This is a genomic window from Pseudomonas sp. CBS, assembly GCF_024734645.1.
GTDB lineage: Bacteria > Pseudomonadota > Gammaproteobacteria > Pseudomonadales > Pseudomonadaceae > Aquipseudomonas.
Genome location: NZ_CP102929.1, coordinates 5,347,281 through 5,364,079, shown reverse-complemented (window position 1 = coordinate 5,364,079; position 16,799 = coordinate 5,347,281). Strand labels below are relative to the sequence as shown.

At 62.1% G+C, this 16,799-nt stretch carries 16 protein-coding genes and 2 pseudogenes; 9 read left to right on the top strand and 9 right to left on the bottom strand.

Going from position 1 to position 16,799, the window contains the following annotated elements; all coding sequences use genetic code 11:
• Nucleotides 1-141 precede the first annotated feature (141 nt).
• The 3 genes from NVB75_RS24410 (at nt 142) to NVB75_RS24400 (ending at nt 4,082) form a co-directional block, all read left to right on the top strand.
• Nucleotides 142-657: a sigma-70 family RNA polymerase sigma factor gene (locus tag NVB75_RS24410; RefSeq protein WP_087693776.1), complete on the top strand. Its 516-nt coding sequence runs from the start codon at nt 142-144 to the stop codon at nt 655-657.
• Nucleotides 654-1,598: a FecR domain-containing protein gene (locus NVB75_RS24405; RefSeq protein WP_258343682.1), complete on the top strand. Its 945-nt coding sequence runs from the start codon at nt 654-656 to the stop codon at nt 1,596-1,598. The genes NVB75_RS24410 and NVB75_RS24405 overlap by 4 nt, the downstream gene beginning before the upstream one ends.
• Before the next feature lie 75 nt (nt 1,599-1,673).
• Nucleotides 1,674-4,082, top strand: coding sequence for a TonB-dependent siderophore receptor (locus NVB75_RS24400; RefSeq protein ID WP_177026467.1), 2,409 nt, complete (start codon nt 1,674-1,676; stop codon nt 4,080-4,082).
• Between the two features lie 42 nt (nt 4,083-4,124).
• On the opposite strand, the gene NVB75_RS24395 is transcribed toward NVB75_RS24400, so the two are convergent.
• Nucleotides 4,125-5,015 (bottom strand): bifunctional helix-turn-helix transcriptional regulator/GNAT family N-acetyltransferase, encoded by an 891-nt coding sequence (locus NVB75_RS24395; RefSeq protein WP_258348726.1) that lies wholly within the window; start codon nt 5,013-5,015, stop codon nt 4,125-4,127.
• A gap of 194 nt (nt 5,016-5,209) precedes the next feature.
• On the opposite strand from NVB75_RS24395, the gene ggt reads away from it, so the two are divergent.
• The 4 genes from ggt to NVB75_RS24375 all read left to right on the top strand — a co-directional run bounded on the left by ggt (nt 5,210) and on the right by NVB75_RS24375 (nt 8,562).
• Nucleotides 5,210-7,036, top strand: coding sequence for a gamma-glutamyltransferase (gene ggt / locus NVB75_RS24390; RefSeq protein WP_258343681.1), 1,827 nt, complete (start codon nt 5,210-5,212; stop codon nt 7,034-7,036).
• 23 nt (nt 7,037-7,059) lie between these two features.
• Entirely contained in the window at nt 7,060-7,782 is a 723-nt protein-coding gene (locus NVB75_RS24385) for a polyphenol oxidase family protein (protein WP_258343679.1), read from the top strand.
• A 155-nt stretch (nt 7,783-7,937) separates the two neighbouring features.
• Nucleotides 7,938-8,261, top strand: a complete 324-nt coding sequence (locus NVB75_RS24380) for a transcriptional regulator (RefSeq protein WP_258343677.1) — start codon at nt 7,938-7,940, stop codon at nt 8,259-8,261.
• The gene (locus tag NVB75_RS24375) at nt 8,248-8,562 is read left to right on the top strand and encodes a DNA-binding transcriptional regulator (protein ID WP_087693783.1); all 315 of its coding nucleotides are present in this window, start codon (nt 8,248-8,250) and stop codon (nt 8,560-8,562) included. Before NVB75_RS24380 ends, NVB75_RS24375 begins: the two co-directional genes overlap by 14 nt.
• Before the next feature lie 13 nt (nt 8,563-8,575).
• On the opposite strand, the gene ddlA is transcribed toward NVB75_RS24375, so the two are convergent.
• Genes ddlA through NVB75_RS24355 form a run of 4 tightly spaced genes read right to left on the bottom strand, consistent with a single transcriptional unit; the run spans nt 8,576 to nt 11,170 of the window.
• The gene (gene ddlA, locus NVB75_RS24370) at nt 8,576-9,670 is read right to left on the bottom strand and encodes a D-alanine--D-alanine ligase (RefSeq protein WP_258343675.1); all 1,095 of its coding nucleotides are present in this window, start codon (nt 9,668-9,670) and stop codon (nt 8,576-8,578) included.
• 43 nt (nt 9,671-9,713) lie between these two features.
• Nucleotides 9,714-10,352: a LysE family transporter gene (locus tag NVB75_RS24365; RefSeq protein WP_087693797.1), complete on the bottom strand. Its 639-nt coding sequence runs from the start codon at nt 10,350-10,352 to the stop codon at nt 9,714-9,716.
• 40 nt (nt 10,353-10,392) lie between these two features.
• On the bottom strand, nt 10,393-10,608 hold the full coding sequence (locus NVB75_RS24360; RefSeq protein ID WP_010177071.1) for a helix-turn-helix transcriptional regulator: 216 nt from the start codon (nt 10,606-10,608) through the stop codon (nt 10,393-10,395).
• Between the two features lie 7 nt (nt 10,609-10,615).
• Nucleotides 10,616-11,170 (bottom strand): DUF2975 domain-containing protein, encoded by a 555-nt coding sequence (locus NVB75_RS24355; protein WP_201140962.1) that lies wholly within the window; start codon nt 11,168-11,170, stop codon nt 10,616-10,618.
• Between the two features lie 203 nt (nt 11,171-11,373).
• On the opposite strand from NVB75_RS24355, the gene NVB75_RS24350 reads away from it, so the two are divergent.
• Nucleotides 11,374-12,177, top strand: coding sequence for an AraC family transcriptional regulator (locus tag NVB75_RS24350; RefSeq protein WP_076014932.1), 804 nt, complete (start codon nt 11,374-11,376; stop codon nt 12,175-12,177).
• A gap of 122 nt (nt 12,178-12,299) precedes the next feature.
• Here the strand turns inward: NVB75_RS24350 and NVB75_RS24345 are convergent, their stop codons facing one another.
• Nucleotides 12,300-13,670, bottom strand: coding sequence for an MFS transporter (locus NVB75_RS24345; RefSeq protein WP_258348725.1), 1,371 nt, complete (start codon nt 13,668-13,670; stop codon nt 12,300-12,302).
• A 121-nt stretch (nt 13,671-13,791) separates the two neighbouring features.
• On the opposite strand from NVB75_RS24345, the gene NVB75_RS24340 reads away from it, so the two are divergent.
• Complete coding sequence (locus tag NVB75_RS24340) at nt 13,792-14,676, top strand: LysR family transcriptional regulator (protein WP_258343670.1); 885 nt, start codon at nt 13,792-13,794, stop codon at nt 14,674-14,676.
• A 164-nt stretch (nt 14,677-14,840) separates the two neighbouring features.
• Here NVB75_RS24340 and NVB75_RS24335 read toward each other — a convergent pair whose 3' ends face one another.
• From NVB75_RS24335 to NVB75_RS33480, 3 genes and pseudogenes are all read right to left on the bottom strand, one after another.
• Complete coding sequence (locus tag NVB75_RS24335; protein WP_258343669.1) at nt 14,841-15,416, bottom strand: flavin reductase family protein; 576 nt, start codon at nt 15,414-15,416, stop codon at nt 14,841-14,843.
• 54 nt (nt 15,417-15,470) lie between these two features.
• Nucleotides 15,471-15,899, bottom strand: a pseudogene (locus NVB75_RS33485) (methyl-accepting chemotaxis protein); the annotation flags it as partial.
• 111 nt (nt 15,900-16,010) lie between these two features.
• A pseudogene (locus tag NVB75_RS33480) lies at nt 16,011-16,787 on the bottom strand (PAS domain-containing protein); the annotation flags it as partial.
• Nucleotides 16,788-16,799: the final 12 nt, after the last annotated feature.

The following is a 16,799-nucleotide window of genomic DNA, read 5'->3' as shown; positions in this document are numbered from 1 at the left end:
AGATACCGCGAAGGTTAAGCGGCGGATAGCTTAATGCCATCACCTCGAAAAAGTCTCTCTCAACCGATCATGTGCCGTCTATTGCAGCCCGAAGTTTGAAACCACTAGAATGGGATTAATTCTCACTTACGACTCTCTCTCATGAAGCTGTCTTCGCCCACCGACGCTCCTACGCTCGATGCGCTGTACCGCGGCTACCACGGCTGGTTGTTGACCTGGTTGCGGCGTCGCGTGCATTGCTCCCATCAGGCGGCCGACGTGGCGCAAGACACTTTCGTACGCTTGCTGGCATCGGGTACTTACGTGGCGCCGGGTGAGCCACGGGCTTATCTGGCCACCATCGCGCGCCGGTTGCTGATGGACAATGGCCGCCGCCGACGCCTGGAACAGGCCTACCGCGAAGAGCTCGAACGCTGCGCCGCGTACCTTGAACAGGCGCCTTCGCCGGAGCAGATCCTGCAAGCCGCGCAAATGCTTGAAGCGATTGATCGGGCCTTGGCGCGCATGAACAAGCGGATACGCGACACCTTCATCCTGCGTTACCTCGAAGGCCTGGACCAGGCGCAAATCGCCCAGCGCCTCGGGGTCTCGGTGCGCACGGTACAGAACGACCTGGTGGAAGCCTTGCTGGCGTGCGATGCGTGCGCCCAGCCATGAACCAGCCTCTGCCCCACGCTGTGCTGCGCCAGGCTGCCGAATGGCTGGTGCGGCTGGATCACGAAGGCAACGACGCCAGCGAACAGGCATTTCGCGCCTGGCTGGCCGCCGACCCGCAGCACCCACAAGCCATTGCCCGCCTTCAGGGCCACTTGCTGCCTCTTAAACAAGCCCCGGCCCGTGCCGCATTACGCCGGGCACGGCAGCCGCGCCACGCGGCAACGCTGGTCAAGTGTCTCGCCCTGGCCCTGCTGCTGGCAGGCGTGCCGGCGTACCAGTACGAGCAACGTGGCTATCTGTTCGCCGACCTGAGCACCGACCGTGGCCAATGGCGCCAAACGCTGCTGGCCGACGGCAGTGACCTGCAACTGGAAGGCAACTCCGCCGTGAACCTGCACCTGGACGCTACCGAACGCCGCGTGCAACTGCTGCACGGCGAACTCCTAGTGGCGGTGGCCAAAGATGCCCAGCGGCCGTTTTATGTCGACACCCCGCAAGGCAGCATTCGCGCCCTGGGTACGCGTTTTATCGTCGAACTCAGCGACACCGCCACGGTGGTCAAGATGCTCGAATCTTCAACCCGCATCGACAGTGCCGGGCACACGATCACCCTCGGCCCCGGCGAGCAAGTGCGCCTGGATGCAAACGGCCCGGGCACGCCGAAAAGTGTCGATGTGCAAGCGCAGCAGCAAGCCTGGACGGCCCACCAGTTGCTGGCCAATGACGAGCCGCTGGCGGATGTGCTTGAGCGCCTGGCGCGGCATCGCCCAGGTGTGCTGATGTTCGATCGCAAGGCGCTGCAAGGCATTCGGGTGACCGTGATGCTGCCGACGGACGACAGCGACCGCGCGTTGCGCCTGCTCACGCGCACCCTGCCGATTGAGGTCAGCACGTACACCCCGTGGCTCACGCGTGTGCGCCTGAAAGTCCCCGCCGGATAATTCTTACGCAGCGTTGCGTGTTTTCGGTTTTACCGCGTCCTTTCCTTGGCCAACATCCAAAGGAGCACCGATAACATGTCTTCAACCCCCACACGCGGCGGCCTGTTACTGGCCAGTCGACTGTTGCTTGGCTGCCTGCCGCTGGCGGTGCCGGGCCTGGCTTACGCGCAACAGCAGGTACAGGCGTTCGACATCGCGCCCGGCAAACTCGGTGATGTACTGACCCGCTTCGCCCAGGCCGCCGGTGTGCCGATTTCGTTCCTGTCGCAACAGGTGGCCGGGTTGAACAGCCCCGGTGTGCGCGGCAGCTACAGCGTGGCGGACGGGTTCGCGCAGGTGCTGGCCGGCACCGGTTTCGCCGCAACCGGCAATGCCGATGGCTATCAGTTGGAAAGCCTGCCGGTAGCCGGCAGCGCGCTGTCGCTGGGCGCCACAGAGATCACTGCCAACCAGTTGGGCACCATCACCGAAGGCAGTGGTTCCTATACCCCGGGCACCATTGCCACCGCCACGCGCATGGTGCTGACCCCACGGGAAACCCCGCAGTCGATCACCGTGATCACGCGCCAGCACATGGATGACTTCGCGCTCACCTCGATCGATGACGTGATGCGCCATACGCCGGGCATCACCGTGTCGACCTTCGACAGCGAGCGCAATAACTACTACGCACGCGGCTTCTCGGTGGAGAACTTCCAGTACGACGGCATTCCTACCCTGCGCAACTCCGCCTACTCGTCCGGCCAGACCCTGACCGACATGGCGATCTATGACCGCGTGGAAATTCTCAAGGGCGCCACCGGGCTGCTGACTGGCGCTGGCGCCCCCGGCGCGACGATCAACCTGATCCGCAAAAAGCCCACCCGCGACTTCAAGGCCAGCGTGGAACTCGGCGCCGGCAGTTGGGACAACTATCGCTCCCAGATCGACGTGAGTGGCCCGCTGACCGACAGCGGCAACGTGCGTGGCCGCGCGGTGGCGGCGTATCAGGACAAGCACTCGTTCATGGACCACTACCAGCGCAACACCAATGTGTATTTCGGCACGCTGGAAGCCGACCTGACCGAAGACACCCTGCTCACCGTCGGCTTCGATTACCAGAACAGCGACCCGCAAGGCTCGGGCTGGTCCGGCAGCCGTGCGCTGTTCGATCGCAGCGGCAACCGCATTGACGTGAAACGCTCCTACAACAACGGCGCCAAGTGGAGCCGTTGGGAGCAGTATTCCCGCAGCGCGTTTTCCACCCTGGAACACAACTTCGACAATGGCTGGGTGATCAAGGGCCAATACACCCACCAAATCATGGGCTACGACGCGCCCCTGGGTTCGATCATGAGTGGCCCGTTCCCCGCCACCGGACTGTCGTCCCTGTACGCGAACAAGTTCACCGGCAATACCCGCGCCGACTCGGGCGATGTCTACGCCAGCGGCCCATTCAGCCTGCTGGGCCGTACCCATGAACTGGTGATTGGCGCGTCGGCCTCGAATTCCCACTGGACCGGAAAGGACTACGGCGCCCCCACCTATGTGGGCAACAACCAGATCGATTTCTGGAATTTCGACGGCAATGTGCCGGAGCCAGACTGGGGCGCGCCGACCCGCACCATCGATGCCACCACCCGGCAATCCGCCGGCTACATGGCCGCACGTTTCAACCTCACGGACGACCTGAACCTGTTCCTCGGCAGCCGCGTGGCCAACTACAAATTGCGTGGCGACGACGACTCTACCGAGACCGGCAAGCTGGTGCCCTACGCCGGGGTCACCTACGACCTGAACGACAACTTCACCGCGTATGCCAGCTACACCGACATCTTCATGCCGTCGAGCTACAGCCGCTCCCGCAACAACAAATTGCTGGAACCGGATGAAGGCAAGAACTACGAGACCGGCCTCAAGGGCGAGTTCTTCGAGGGCCGGCTCAACACCAGCGTGGCCTACTTCGAAGTGCATGAAACCAACCGCGCGGAGCCGGACGCCGAATACAACGCCGCGCCTACCAATCCGTCCCTGGGATATGCCGAAAAAGGCATCAAGGCCAAGACCAAGGGCTTCGAGGCCGAGATGTCCGGCGAGCTGGCGCCGGGCTGGCAGGCCCAGGCCGGCTACACCCACAAGATCCTGCGGGATGAACATGGCGACAAGGCTTCGACCTGGGAGCCGGAGGACCAGCTCAGCTTCTTCACCTCGTACAAGCTCAAGGGCCCGCTGGACCGCCTGACCCTCGGCGGCGGCGCACGCTGGCAGAGCAGAAGCTGGCAAGTGGTGTACAACCGGCCCAAAGCGCAAAACGAAGAGTTCTCGCAGGAAGCGTATTGGGTGGTGGACGCGATGGCCAAGTATCAGGTCAGCGAACATCTTTCCGCGACGCTGAACGTCAACAACCTGTTCGACAAGCAGTACTACACCAACATCGGGTTCTATAACACGGCCTATTACGGCACCCCGCGCAATGTGATGCTCACCACGCGCTGGGACTTTTAATCGGCCAGGCGCCAGCGCCCCTTGACATGGGGCGCTGTTGCGTCAAACAGCGTGCCGCACAAAACACTGCTCCACCACCGACTTGCCCCATTGCTGCCCTTCCTGCTCGGACTCCAGCACAAAGCCTGCGCTTTCATAAAGCTTGCGCGCCACATCCAGGCCCTTGAACGTCCACAGCCGCACCGCCGGGAACCGGTGCCCGTCACAGAAATCCAGCGCCTCTTGCAACAGCCGTTTACCCAAACCCTGGCCGTGGGCCGACGGGTCCAGGATGAAGCAGCGCAAGATCGCCTCGCCGTTTTCGCCCTCGCCATCAATGGCAATCGAACCCACAATCTGCGTCCCATCCAGTACCGCCCACACTTCGTTGCGCGGGTTGGCCAGGCGTCCCATCAACTCGGCCATGTCCGCCGCCACCAGGCTTTCAAATGGTTGGCCAAAATTCGCATGCTTGGCGTAGTACTCGGCGTGCATCTGCGCGATGCGCCCAATCACCCCAGGCCGGTAGCCACGGGCGATGCTGTAGTGCCTTGGCTGCCGGGCGCCGGTGCGTTGGGTTTGCAGGGCTGCGGCGTACTGATCAAGCCCACGGCTGACGGCCTGTTGCTGTTCGCTGGACAAGTCGCCAATGGCCTCGCCCACCTGGCGCCGGGCAAACGTTTCAATGTCGCGTAACGTCTTCTGGCCTCGTATGGTGAGCCGCAGCTTTTTCGAGCGGGCATCGTCCTCGTTGGCAAACTCTTCCAGCTCGCCCGCCTCGATCAGCTTGCGCACCATACGGCTCACCGACGATTTTTCCAGGCCCAGCAAGGTGACCAGTTCAGCCGCCGTCAGTGCGCCACGCTCGCCGATTTCAACAATCGTGTGCACCGATGACGGTGGATAACGGCTGGCTGCCAACTTCGGCTGCATGAAGCCCAGCTCTCGCACCATGAGGCGTGAGGCACAGCGGATCTGATCGATAAGGTCTGGCCTGGAACGGTTCACGTGGAAAACCTCTTGCCCGAATGAAGAGATATAGTTGTATCGAACAACCATATGCAGATCAATCTCCCTTCCAGCAAATCACTGAGGTACATTCCCTCCCCACGGACAACAGATCATTCTCAAATGAACGGAGTCATCGCGTGCTTTCGATTTTCCACCGCCAACGCCTTACCACCCTCTCGCTGATCACCGCCGCCCTCACCCTCGCCGCCTGCCACAGCGCCACCGCGCCTGAACTGCCGCCCGCCCCGGAGCTCGGCTCGGGCTATCGCACCGACATGAGCACCCGCCACGCCGAGCGCCATATGGCCGCCGCCGCCAACCCGCTGGCCGCCGAAGCCGGGCGGGAAATCCTGCGCAAGGGCGGCTCGGCCATCGACGCCGCGATTACCATGCAGGCCGTACTGACGCTGGTGGAACCGCAGTCGTCCGGGATCGGCGGCGGTGCGTTCATCATGCTGTGGGACGGCAAGCAGGTGCACGCCTACGACGGTCGCGAAACCGCACCGGCGGGCGCTACCGAGCGGTTGTTCCTGAAGGCCGACGGTACGCCGATGGCCTTCCCCGAGGCACAGATTGGCGGGCGGTCCGTGGCAACTCCAGGCGTGTTGCGCGCCTTGGAGATGGCCCACAAAAAGACCGGCCATCTGCAATGGGCAACCTTATTCGAGCCGGCCATTCGCCTGGCTGAACAGGGCTTCCCGATCTCCGCGCGCTTGCACAGCCTGATCGCCGCCGACCGCTACATCACCCGCTCACCGGAAATGACCGCGTACTTCCTGAACGCCGACGGCAGCCCGAAGGCCACCGGTACGCTGCTGAAAAACCCGGCGCTGGCCAACGTATTCAAACGCATCGCCAAGGAAGGGCCGGATGCGCTGTACTACGGCCCGATTGCCGAAGAAATCACCCGCAAGGTGCAGGGCAACAGCAACGCCGGCAGCCTGACGCTGACCGACCTCAAGGGTTACAGCGCGGTTGAGCGGGCGCCGTTGTGCACTGACTACAAGCGCTGGAAAGTCTGCGGCATGCCGCCACCGTCGTCGGGCGGGATTGCTATTGCACAGATCCTCGGCACATTGCAGGCCCTGGAAGCCCGCGACCCGCGCATGGCCCTCGCGCCGTTGAAGCCGGTGAAAACCGATTCCCCGGCAGGCCTGGAGCCGGTGCCCGAAGCGGTGCACCTGATCGCCGAAGCCGACCGCCTGGCCTACGCCGACCGCGCCCAGTACGTGGCCGATTCGGACTACGTGCCGGTGCCGGTTGCCGGACTGATCGCTCCGAATTACCTGGCCAGCCGCGCTGCGTTGATTGGTGAGCGCAGCATGGGCGTCGCCAAGCCGGGCAAGCCGGCCGGGATTGAAGTGGCCTATGCGCCGGATCGCTCGCCGTTGCGCATTTCCACCTCGCAAGTGGTGGCAGTGGATGACCTGGGTGGCGCGGTGTCGATGACCACTACGGTGGAAGCGGCGTTCGGTTCCCATGTGATGGTCCAGGGCTTTTTGCTGAATAACCAGATGACCGACTTCTCCTTCATCCCCGAAGAGAACGGCCAGCCGGTGGCCAACCGGATCGAGCCGGGCAAGCGCCCGCGTTCGTCCATGGCACCGACCCTGGTGTTTGATCGTCAGAGCGGCGAGCTGGTGGCCACTGTTGGTTCGCCGGGCGGTTCGCAGATCATCGAATATGTGAGCAAATCCCTGGTGGCCATGCTCGACTGGAACCTCGACCCGCAAGCGGCCGTCGGCCTGCCCAACTTTGGCAGCCGCAACGGCGCGACCGAGCTGGAAACCGGTTTATTCAGCGCACCGTTGAAACAGGCGCTGAAGGACAAGGGCCACGCCCTGAGCGAAATCGACATGACCAGCGGCGCCCAGGCGATCGTCCGGGTGCGCGATGCGCAGGGCAAAGCGTCGTTGATCGGCGGGGCTGATCCACGCCGTGAAGGCGAAGCGCTGGGGGATTGAGTTGACTCACTGGAGAGCTGCGCGTGCACAAGGCAAATAACCTCGGCGCCCTGATGGGCGTCGATCATGGGTTTTGTTCGATTGACGATCCGTTGCGGCCTGACGAGGTGTTCATCTGCAAGCAGGTGCACAGCGCCACGACCATTGAGTGGCGCCCGGAGCTTGCCGCCAATACGGTTGAAGCCGATGGGGTTTTCAGCCGGGATACGCAGCCGATTGCGGTGATTACCGCCGACTGCCTGCCGCTGCTGATGGCCTCGGAGGACGGGGACTTTGTCGCGGCGATTCATGGCGGTTGGAAGGGACTGCAAGGCGGGATCATCGCCAATGCCATGCAACGGTTTACCGCCGAGGGTGTGGCGCTGGATCAGTTGCGGATTGCGATTGGGCCTTCGATCAAGCCTTGTTGTTATGAGGTGAGTGGCGAGTTTGTGGCGCAGTTGCAGGCGAGTCAGGGGCATTTGTGGCGGGATGGGGATGCGCCGTGGACGTTCGAGCAGCCAGGGCCTTTGTTGGCACCGGAGATTCAGCCGCCAGAACCCAGGCAGGCCTTGAGTGCGTGGTTTGATTTGAGCCGCTATGCGCTGATCTTGCTGGAGGCGGCAGGGATAAAACGTGAGCAGGTTGAGGTAAGCGAAGTGTGTACGTATTGCACCTCGCCGGCGTTTGCGAGTTATCGCAGAAGGACCCATGACAGTACGGAGAGGAAGACGTTGTTGTACTCGTGGGTTGCTCGCGCAGTGTAATGGGACGACGCCCACAGCTCTCTTAGCTATTAGCCTTAGAAAATCTGTGGGCTGTCATTTTTTGCGAAACAACGTTTCTTGAATCCCTCTCCATCCGCTGACATTTTCTGGCCCCGCCCCTTCTTGCCAGAGGCTACGTCAAAGACGTAGAATTTTTGCGTGTTAACGATCATCGAGTCACCATTATTCAGCAAGCTATGGCCCGATTACTGGACCGAAGAAGAACGGGGTATTTTGTGGCTTTTCTAGCCAACCACCCCGATTCAGGTACTGTCATTCCAGGTTCTGGTGGTTGCCGAAAAGTACGCTGGAGCTTGGAAGGCCGGGGCAAGAGCAGCTCAGTACGGATCATTTACACAACGCAATTGGCGTGCGGCGCACTAGTTGCCTTGCTGATTTATGGCAAAGGTGCCACCGAGAATATTCCCGCGCATGTCCTCTACAAAATCGCCAAGGAGATGAACCATGCCACTCACTGAGAAACAGCTGAAGGAACGTGACGCCAAGCGCAACATCGGCGAGGAATTGCTGGCTGCCGTTATCGACGTCAAGGAAGCGCGTCATGGTCACGTCCATCACGTCGAAATTACCCAAGCGGCTGAGGCGCGCAGCAAGACCGGGTTGTCACAGCCCAAGTTTGCCGAACTGCTGGGGGTCTCTGTACGAACGCTTCAAGAATGGGAGCAAGGGCGCCGTTCTCCTTCCGGCGCAGCACGTTCCTTGCTGCACATAGCAGCCATCAGGCCAGACGTTTTTCGAGAAGTCCTCAGTAACGCCTGATGGCGTTACTGGTCTACCGGCTAATCTTCAACCCCTTGCGCCCCGCATGCCGCTCCAGCGCCAGCTCGATCAACCGGCTCACCAGCTCGCTGTAGCTCATGCCAGCCGCCTGCCACAACTTCGGGTACATGCTGATGCGGGTGAACCCAGGCAACGAGTTGATCTCGTTGATCAGCACCTCACCCTCATCCGTCAAGAACACATCCACCCGCGCCAGCCCGGCACAGCCCAGGGTTTCAAACGCTTCGATGGCCAACGCACGAATGCGCTCGCTGGCTTCAACACTGATGTCCGCCGGCACCACCACTTGGGCTGCCTGGTCATCGATGTATTTGCTGTCGTAGGAATAAAACCCGTCCCGCACCACGATCTCGCCACAACCGCTGGCGATGGGGTTCTCGTTGCCCAACACGGCGCATTCGATTTCCCGGCCTTTTACCGCCGACTCCACCAGCACCTTTTCATCAAACCCAAGTGCCAGCTCTACAGCAGCGTGATATTCAGCCTCGCTGCCCACCTTGCTCACCCCCACGGACGAACCCTGGTTCGCCGGTTTCACGAACATCGGCAACCCGAGTTTTTGTTGGGCGTGTTCGAAGGTGGTACGCGCCGCATTCCTGCGGTTGAGGGTAATGAACGGCGTCACGGCAATCCCGGCATCGCGCAGCAGGCGTTTGCTGATGTCCTTGTCCATGCACACGGCCGAACCCAGCACATCGGAGCCGACAAACGGCAGGTCCGCCATGCGCAGCAGGCCTTGCAGGCAGCCGTCTTCGCCGAGGGTGCCGTGGACGATCGGGAAGATCACATCGACGTGTTCCAATGAGGCCTGGCTCGAGGTTTCCACCAGTTGCTGGCTGGCCTTGCCCGGCACGACCGCCAGTTCACGATTGGATTGATTGAGGGCGATCAGCGCCGGGTTTTCTTCGTTGAGCAGGAAGCCCGAGGTGTCGTTGAGGTGCCAGTGGCCGGCCTTGTCGATGCCGATCAGGATCGGCTCGAAGCGCGAACGGTCCAGCGCATCGACGATGTTGCGCGCCGACTGCAGCGACACTTCATGCTCGGCCGAACGGCCACCAAAAATAATCCCTACCCGCAGCTTGCTCATGATCGGCCTCACATTTGAAAGTAAGGCTTCTTACCATGAGCCGTCAGCGATTCGCCACCAGCGTGGCGCCGAACAGCACATAACAACCGCCGGCAAACCGGTCCAGCCACTTGCGCGAGCGGCTGTAGGCGTTGGCCATCCGTTCACTGGAAAACACCAGTGCCACGCAGGTGTACCAGCTGAATGACAGCGTCGCCATGGTGATCACGGCCAGGGTCAGCAGCATCGGCGACGGTGATGGGGGCATGGTGGACGCAAAGATCGTCGCGACAAACAGCGCCGCCTTGGGGTTGGACAGGTTGCCCAATAAACCCAGGCGCCAGGCGGAAAACAGCGAGCGCCGAGGTTCGTCGGGCAACAGGTTCTGGGCCATGGCCGGTGCCGAGCGCCGGAACAGTTTCAACCCCAGGTAAATCAGGTAGCAGCCGCCGATGATCTTGAACGCGAGGTACAACATCGGCGCTGCGGTAAACAATGACTTGATCCCCAAGCCGCCGGCCAGGCCCCACATCACGGTGCCGGTGGCCACGCCAGCGGATGCCACTACGCCATGGCGACGTGAGCAACTGGCAGCCAACTGCGCGGTATTGAAAAAGTTCGGGCCTGGCGTCACGACCGCGACGGTCCAGAGCAAGGCCAGCGACAGAAGAGGCGCGGCGTACGGCAGGCTTGGGAAAAGCATCGGTTGATCCATCCTTCAGGGAATTAAAGATCCTTGCCGTTTACAGCTCAGGTTCGGGTTCATGCACCAGCAGGTCGCCCGGCTGACACTCCAGATACTTGCAGATTGCATCCAGGGTCGCCAGCCGTATGCCCTTGACCTTGCCTTGCTTGAGCAATGACAGGTTTTGTTCGGTGATACCAATGGCGGCGGCCAGGTCCTTGGACTTGACCTTGCGCCGGGCGAGCATAACGTCCAACTCAATCACAATAGACATGCTGTTCTCAAACAAACGTGCGGTTTTCAGAATCCACTTCACTGGCCTGCCACAGGATACGCGCGATCACCGAGATGCAGCCGGCGAGAAACAGCGCCACGATGCTGGGCGGGGTAAAACTCAAGGTGAGCAGCCGCTGGCCAACCGGCTCGTTCATCGTGACCCAGACACTGAGCAAGGGCTCACACAGAAAATCCAGCAACACCCACAGTGCCACGGCCCGGCCTACTTTACCCAAGTGCTGCGCGGCGGCGCAGGAAAAATACTCCCCACGAGCATAGTTCTGGAACAGCTGGCGCAAATGATTCAAACCGGACACCAGCGCCATCAAGGGAATGCTGGAGAGCAGGACGCCGCCCGTTGTCTGCCACCAAGGGAACGTCGCAACGATCTCCGCCCGTCCCTCGATCTGTTGACCACTCAGGGCGAAACCAAACCCGAACGAAGCGCTTTGCACCGGGTAAAGCCACGCGGCGGTATTGAGCAGCAGTATGGCGACGATCAACAACAGGGTAAGCAATGCCATGCGCTGGCTGAGCTGGGCAAGACGTTGGGAATTCATAGGTAAGCCTCTCAGAAATTTGAGGCGGAAAAATAAACGATTAATTATCGTAAAACAATCATTTTTTAATGATTAGCGATACCTGAACACAAAGCCGATACTGCCCCCCGAAATTTCAGCAGTGGCACAATCGTTCAAGACCGCAGCAGACAGCCCGGTCACACTGGGGTAACGTATTTGCGTCCCGACCTGCGACTGACACCATGATCAAACCCTCTCTCGACTGGCTGCACCGCGCGCCCCACGCCAGTGGCCTGGAGCGTATCGAGGCGTATTTTGCCGGGTTTGGCTTCGACCCTCATCGCCACGACACTTACGCCATCGGCCGCACCTTGTTCGGCGTGCAGAGCTTTCACTATCGCGGCGGCATGACCCACAGCCTGCCGGGGCGGACCATGGTGATCCATCCCGATGAAGTGCATGACGGCTGGGCCGGCAGCGAGGAAGGTTTCAAATACCGGATGATTTACGTGGAGCCGGCGCTGATCCAGCAGGTGCTCGGCGGCAAGCCGTTGCCGTTCATCCCCGGCGGACTGTCCAGCGACCCGTGGCTGTACCGCGCCAGTGAAGTGTTGCTGCAAAGCCTGGATTGCCCGATTGATCCGTTGCAGGAACAGGACGCGATGTTTGACCTGGCCCAGGCGCTGAATAACGCGTCGGGCATCACGGTGAATCGCAAGACCTTCGACTACCGCGCCGCCGAGCGCGCGCGGGAATTTATCCACAGCGCCCTGGGCCGGCCGATTACCCTCGATGAAATGGCGGAATACGCCAACCGCGACCGCTGGGCGTTGTCGCGGGATTTTCGGTTGTTGTTCGGGACCAGCCCCTATCGCTACCTGACCATGCGCCGCCTGGACCTGGTGCGCAGTTTGCTGGGCCAGGGCCAGTCACTGGTGGATGCGGCACTGACCGCCGGTTTCACCGACCAGAGCCACATGACCCGGCAATTCCGCAGCACCTTCGGCATGCCGCCGTCGCGTTGGGTGAAGATGCTCGGGCGCTGAAATTCCGCCTTGAAATGCGATCAACCTGTGGGAGCGGGCTTGCTCGCGAATGCGGTGTGTCAGCTACTGAATGCATTGACTGATCCACCGCCTTCGCGAGCAAGCCCGCTCCCACATTTGAACTATGTCACTGCCGAAATCGTATTCGACGCTGGGGCTCGCTCTTTAAGTGCTAACGCCAGCACTGCCCCCGCCAGGGCAATCGCCGCGCTCCACCACAACGCCAGCTCAATCCCGCTCGCCTGCGCCGCACCCGTCGACCCGCCGGCATTCGCCAGCGACACCAGCAACGCCAACCCCAATGCGCCGCCAATCTGCTGGCTGGTGGACGCCATGCCCGCCGCCACACCCTGCTCGCCCGGGCGGATGCCCAAGCCGGCGGCCACCCACATCGCCGTCCAGGTCATGCCCTGGCCGATGCTCAGGATGAAAATCCCCGGCAGCAACGACCAGAACCCCGCCCCCGTCGGCAACGCCAGGCACATCAGGGCGATGCCCACCGCGCCCGCCAACTGGCCGCTGACCAGGGTGGCGCGCAATCCCAGGCGTGCCAACGAACGCTCCGCCAGCCAGATACCGCCGGTGCACACCAGGGTCGCCGGCAAAAACGCCAAGCCTGCCTGCAACACGCTGTAGCCGTAGACCTGCTGGTAATACACCGCCAGAAAGTAGTACTGCACGCCAAAGCTGCTCATGAACACCGCCGTCAACACCATGGCCATGCGCAACTCGCGATAGCCCAACAACCGCAGCGGCATCAGGGGATCACGGCCCCGGTGTTCGATCCACGCAAATAACCCGAGCAGCGCCAACGCCAAGGCCATGCAGCCCAGGGTCGACGGTGCCGCCCAACCCCACTCCGGCCCCTGTACCAGGGAGAACACCAGCAGCGTGCCGCCCACCGTCACGGTCAGCGCGCCGCTGATATCAAAGTTGCGCCCACGGGCCCGCTCGCCATCGCCGGGAATCCAGTAGCGCGCCGCCAGGGCGCAGGCACCCGCCAGCGGCACATTCACCAGGAATACCGCCTCCCAACCCCAGGCCTGGGTCAGCACGCCGCCAAGCAACGCGCCCAATGCCAGGCCCGCTGCCGAGGCCGCGCTCCACACCGCAAATGCACGATTACGCGCCGGCCCTTCGGCGTAATGGGTGTTGATCAGCGCCAGCGTCGCCGGGAACAACAGCGCCCCGCCCACGCCCTGTACCGCTCGGGCCAGCACCAGCAACAAGGCGCTGCCGCCGAGCACCGCCGCCAGGGAAGACAACGCATACAGAGACTGGCCGAGGATGTACAAGCGTCGCTTGCCCAGCAGGTCCGCGGCGCGACCGCCCAACAACAGGAAGCCGCCGAACGCCACGCTGTAGGCGCTGACCACCCACTGCAATTGCTGGGCGGAAAACCCCAGGTGGTTGCCGATCTGCGGCAGCGCGACGAACACGATGGTCGCGTCGAGGGCGATGATCAGTTGCGCGGTCGCCAGCAGCAACAGCATCCAGCCTGAGGGTCGAGATAAAGACATCACAGCGTCCTGCCAAAAAGTGAGAGGTGCCAGTGTCTTTCATGCCCAACAGATGATAAATAGCTTTATCACTCTTTCAGTAATGACTTTAATCATGGATCTGAACGCTGTTCGCCTGTTGGTGCGGGTCGCCGAAACCCGCAGTTTCACCCGGGCCGCCGGAGACTTGGGGTTGACCCAATCGGGCTTGTCCCGGGCCATTTCCCGCCTGGAAAACCAGCTGGGCGTGCGCCTGTTGCAACGCAACACCCGCAGCGTCAGCCTCACGCCCGACGGCCAGATGCTGTATGAACGCAGCGCACCGCTGCTGGCTGAACTGGCCGAAGCCGAGCGACAGATGCTTGACCGCCGCGCCTCACCCTCCGGCTTGCTGAAGATCAGCACGCCCTCGTTGTTCGGCCGCAAGGTGGTGATGCCGGTGATCGGCGAGCTGACCCTGCAATACCCCGAACTGCGCATCGAAGCGGTAATGACCGATCGCCTGGTGGACATCGTCGACGAAGGTTTTGATGCCTTGCTGCGCACCGGCGATATCCAGGACCAACGCCTGATCGCCCGGGCATTGCCGCCGCTGCGCTGGGTCACCGTGGCCGCCCCGGCTTACCTCGCGCGTTTTGGCACGCCGCAAACGGTCGATGAACTCAAGGACCACAATTGCCTGACCGTACGCAACCTGCGCACCAGCCGGCTGGTGGACTGGCAGTTCATGCTGGAGGGCAAGGTGCAGGACGTGAGCGTCGAGGGACGGTTGATCTTTGATATTGGCGATGCGCTGGTGGACGGCGCACTGGGCGGGTTTGGCATCGCCCAGGTGATGGATTTTGCGGTGAGGGAAGACCTGGCGGCCGGGCGCCTGGTGCCCTTGCTGGAGGACTTTGCCGGGCGCAGTCGGGCGATATCCCTGGTGTATCCGCCATCGCGGCAGTACTCACCGAAGTTGATGGCGTTTGCCGAGGCGCTCAGCAAAACCCAGTGGTAACACAACCTTTGTGGCGAGGGAGCTTGCTCCCGCTCGGCTGCGCAGCAGTCGTATATCTACCGACCTAGTGTATTGGCAGGAAACAATGGGACCGCTTCGCGCTCCAGCGGGAGCAAGCTCCCTCGCCACAAAACCAGGCTCTACCGGAAGAATTCGGCACTGGCTTAAAGCTGCCGTCCATCAATAGGCTCACCAATCGTCAGGAAATGCCCGCCCGCCACATGGTGCAAGGTACGCAGCCCATCGTGTCCTTCAAAATGCCAGCGACCGTCGCTGAACACCCGCTCATCCGCCTCGGCCGCCACGACTTCGGCGAGGAACAGATCATAGGTCTGCTGGTTATGCGGCTCCGGCAGCAACCGGCACTCCAGCCACGCCACACAGCCTTCGAGCATCGGTGCTTCGGTGTGTTCGCCGCTGAAGGTCTGCAAGCCGTACGCCGCAAACTTGTCCGTCTCGCTGCCGGTGGTATTGCCCACGGTCTGCACGATATCCGCCTGGGCCGCACACGGCACGTTGAGCACGAAGGTGCCGGCGCCTTCCAGCAGGTGCCGGGTCCAGGTGGCCTTGTCGAGTACGACGGCGACTTTGGGCGGTTCGAAATCCAGGGGCATGGCCCAGGCAGCCGCCATGATGTTGCGCTGGCCGTTGTGCGCAGCGCTGACCAGCACGGTCGGGCCGTGGTTGAGCAAGCGGTAGGCCTTGGACAGTGGGACGGGACGGCGGTGGTTAGGGCTCATGGACGAAAGGCTCGGAAAAAAAACCTACGATACCTCAAGCATGAGCCCCGGTGACTAGCTGCTCAGCTGATTGGCGAATTGCCCAACGGCGCTGACCACCTTCTGGGCACCGTCCTGGATCTCGACGATCACCGTGCCCGCCTCGGCCGCCAAGGCCAGGCCCTGTTCGGCCTGCAGGCGGCCATCGGTCATCAGCGCCACTGCATCGCGGGCCATGTCCTGGTTCTGGCGCACCACGCCGACGATTTCCTCGGTGGCCTTGCTGGTACGCGACGCCAGTTGCCGAACCTCATCGGCCACCACCGCAAAACCACGGCCTTGCTCACCGGCGCGGGCGGCTTCGATGGCGGCGTTGAGCGCCAACAGGTTGGTCTGCTCGGCGATGCCGCTGATGGTCTTGACGATGCTGCCGATCACCTGGGACTGGGCGTTCAGCGCTTCAATGCCGTCGCCCGCCTGCTGCATGTGCTTGGCCAGGTCGCGCATCACGTCCACCGCCTGGGTGACCACGGTGGTGCCGCGCTGGGCGCTGCTGTCGGTGTGCAGCGAGGTGCTGTAGGCGATGCTGGCCGCGTCGGCCACGGCCTGTTCACGGTTGACCTGGTCGGTGATCACGGTGGCGAACTTGACCACTTTGTACAGCCGCTCATTGGCGTCGAGCACCGGGTTATACGAGGCCTCCAGCCACACTACGCGCCCGTGGCTGTCCACGCGTTTGAAGCGGCCGGCGACGAACTCGCCGGCGTTCAGGCGCTTCCAGAACTGCTGGTACTCGACGCTGTTGGCGTCCTGCGGTTCGCAAAATATCCGGTGATGTTTGCCCTGGATCTGCGCCAGGCTGTAACCCATGCCATTTAGGAACCGGTCGTTGGCCGTCAGCACGTTGCCGTTGAGGTCGAACTCGATCACTGCCGTGGAGCGCACCAGCGCGGTGATCAGGTTTTCGTGCTCGCGGGAGGCCTCGATGGTGCGGGTCAGGTCGCTGGAAAACATCGAAACATGCTTGATACGCCCGTCGCTGCTGCGCACCGGTTGCACGATGGAACGCAACCACGCCTCGTTGCCGTTGCCCCGCGTCAGGCGCACCGTACCGGCGAAATGTTCGCCCCGCACCAGGGCGCTTTTGAAGCGCAGTTGAAACGCGTCCTGCTTGACGTGTGCCGGCATCAGGTCTTCGATCAAGCGGCCTTCCAGCTGGCTGCCCTGGTAACCCATCTCTTGAAGAAAGATGGCATTGACCGACTCGATACGCCCTTCGGGATCCAGGGTCAGGGCCATCATTTCGCTTTCCAGGCTCTCTCTCACTTGCTGCAGGCTGGACAATTCTTCGCGAAGAGCAGACAGCTCCTGCTTGAGACGGGTGTTGAACATGGAGGCACCGGT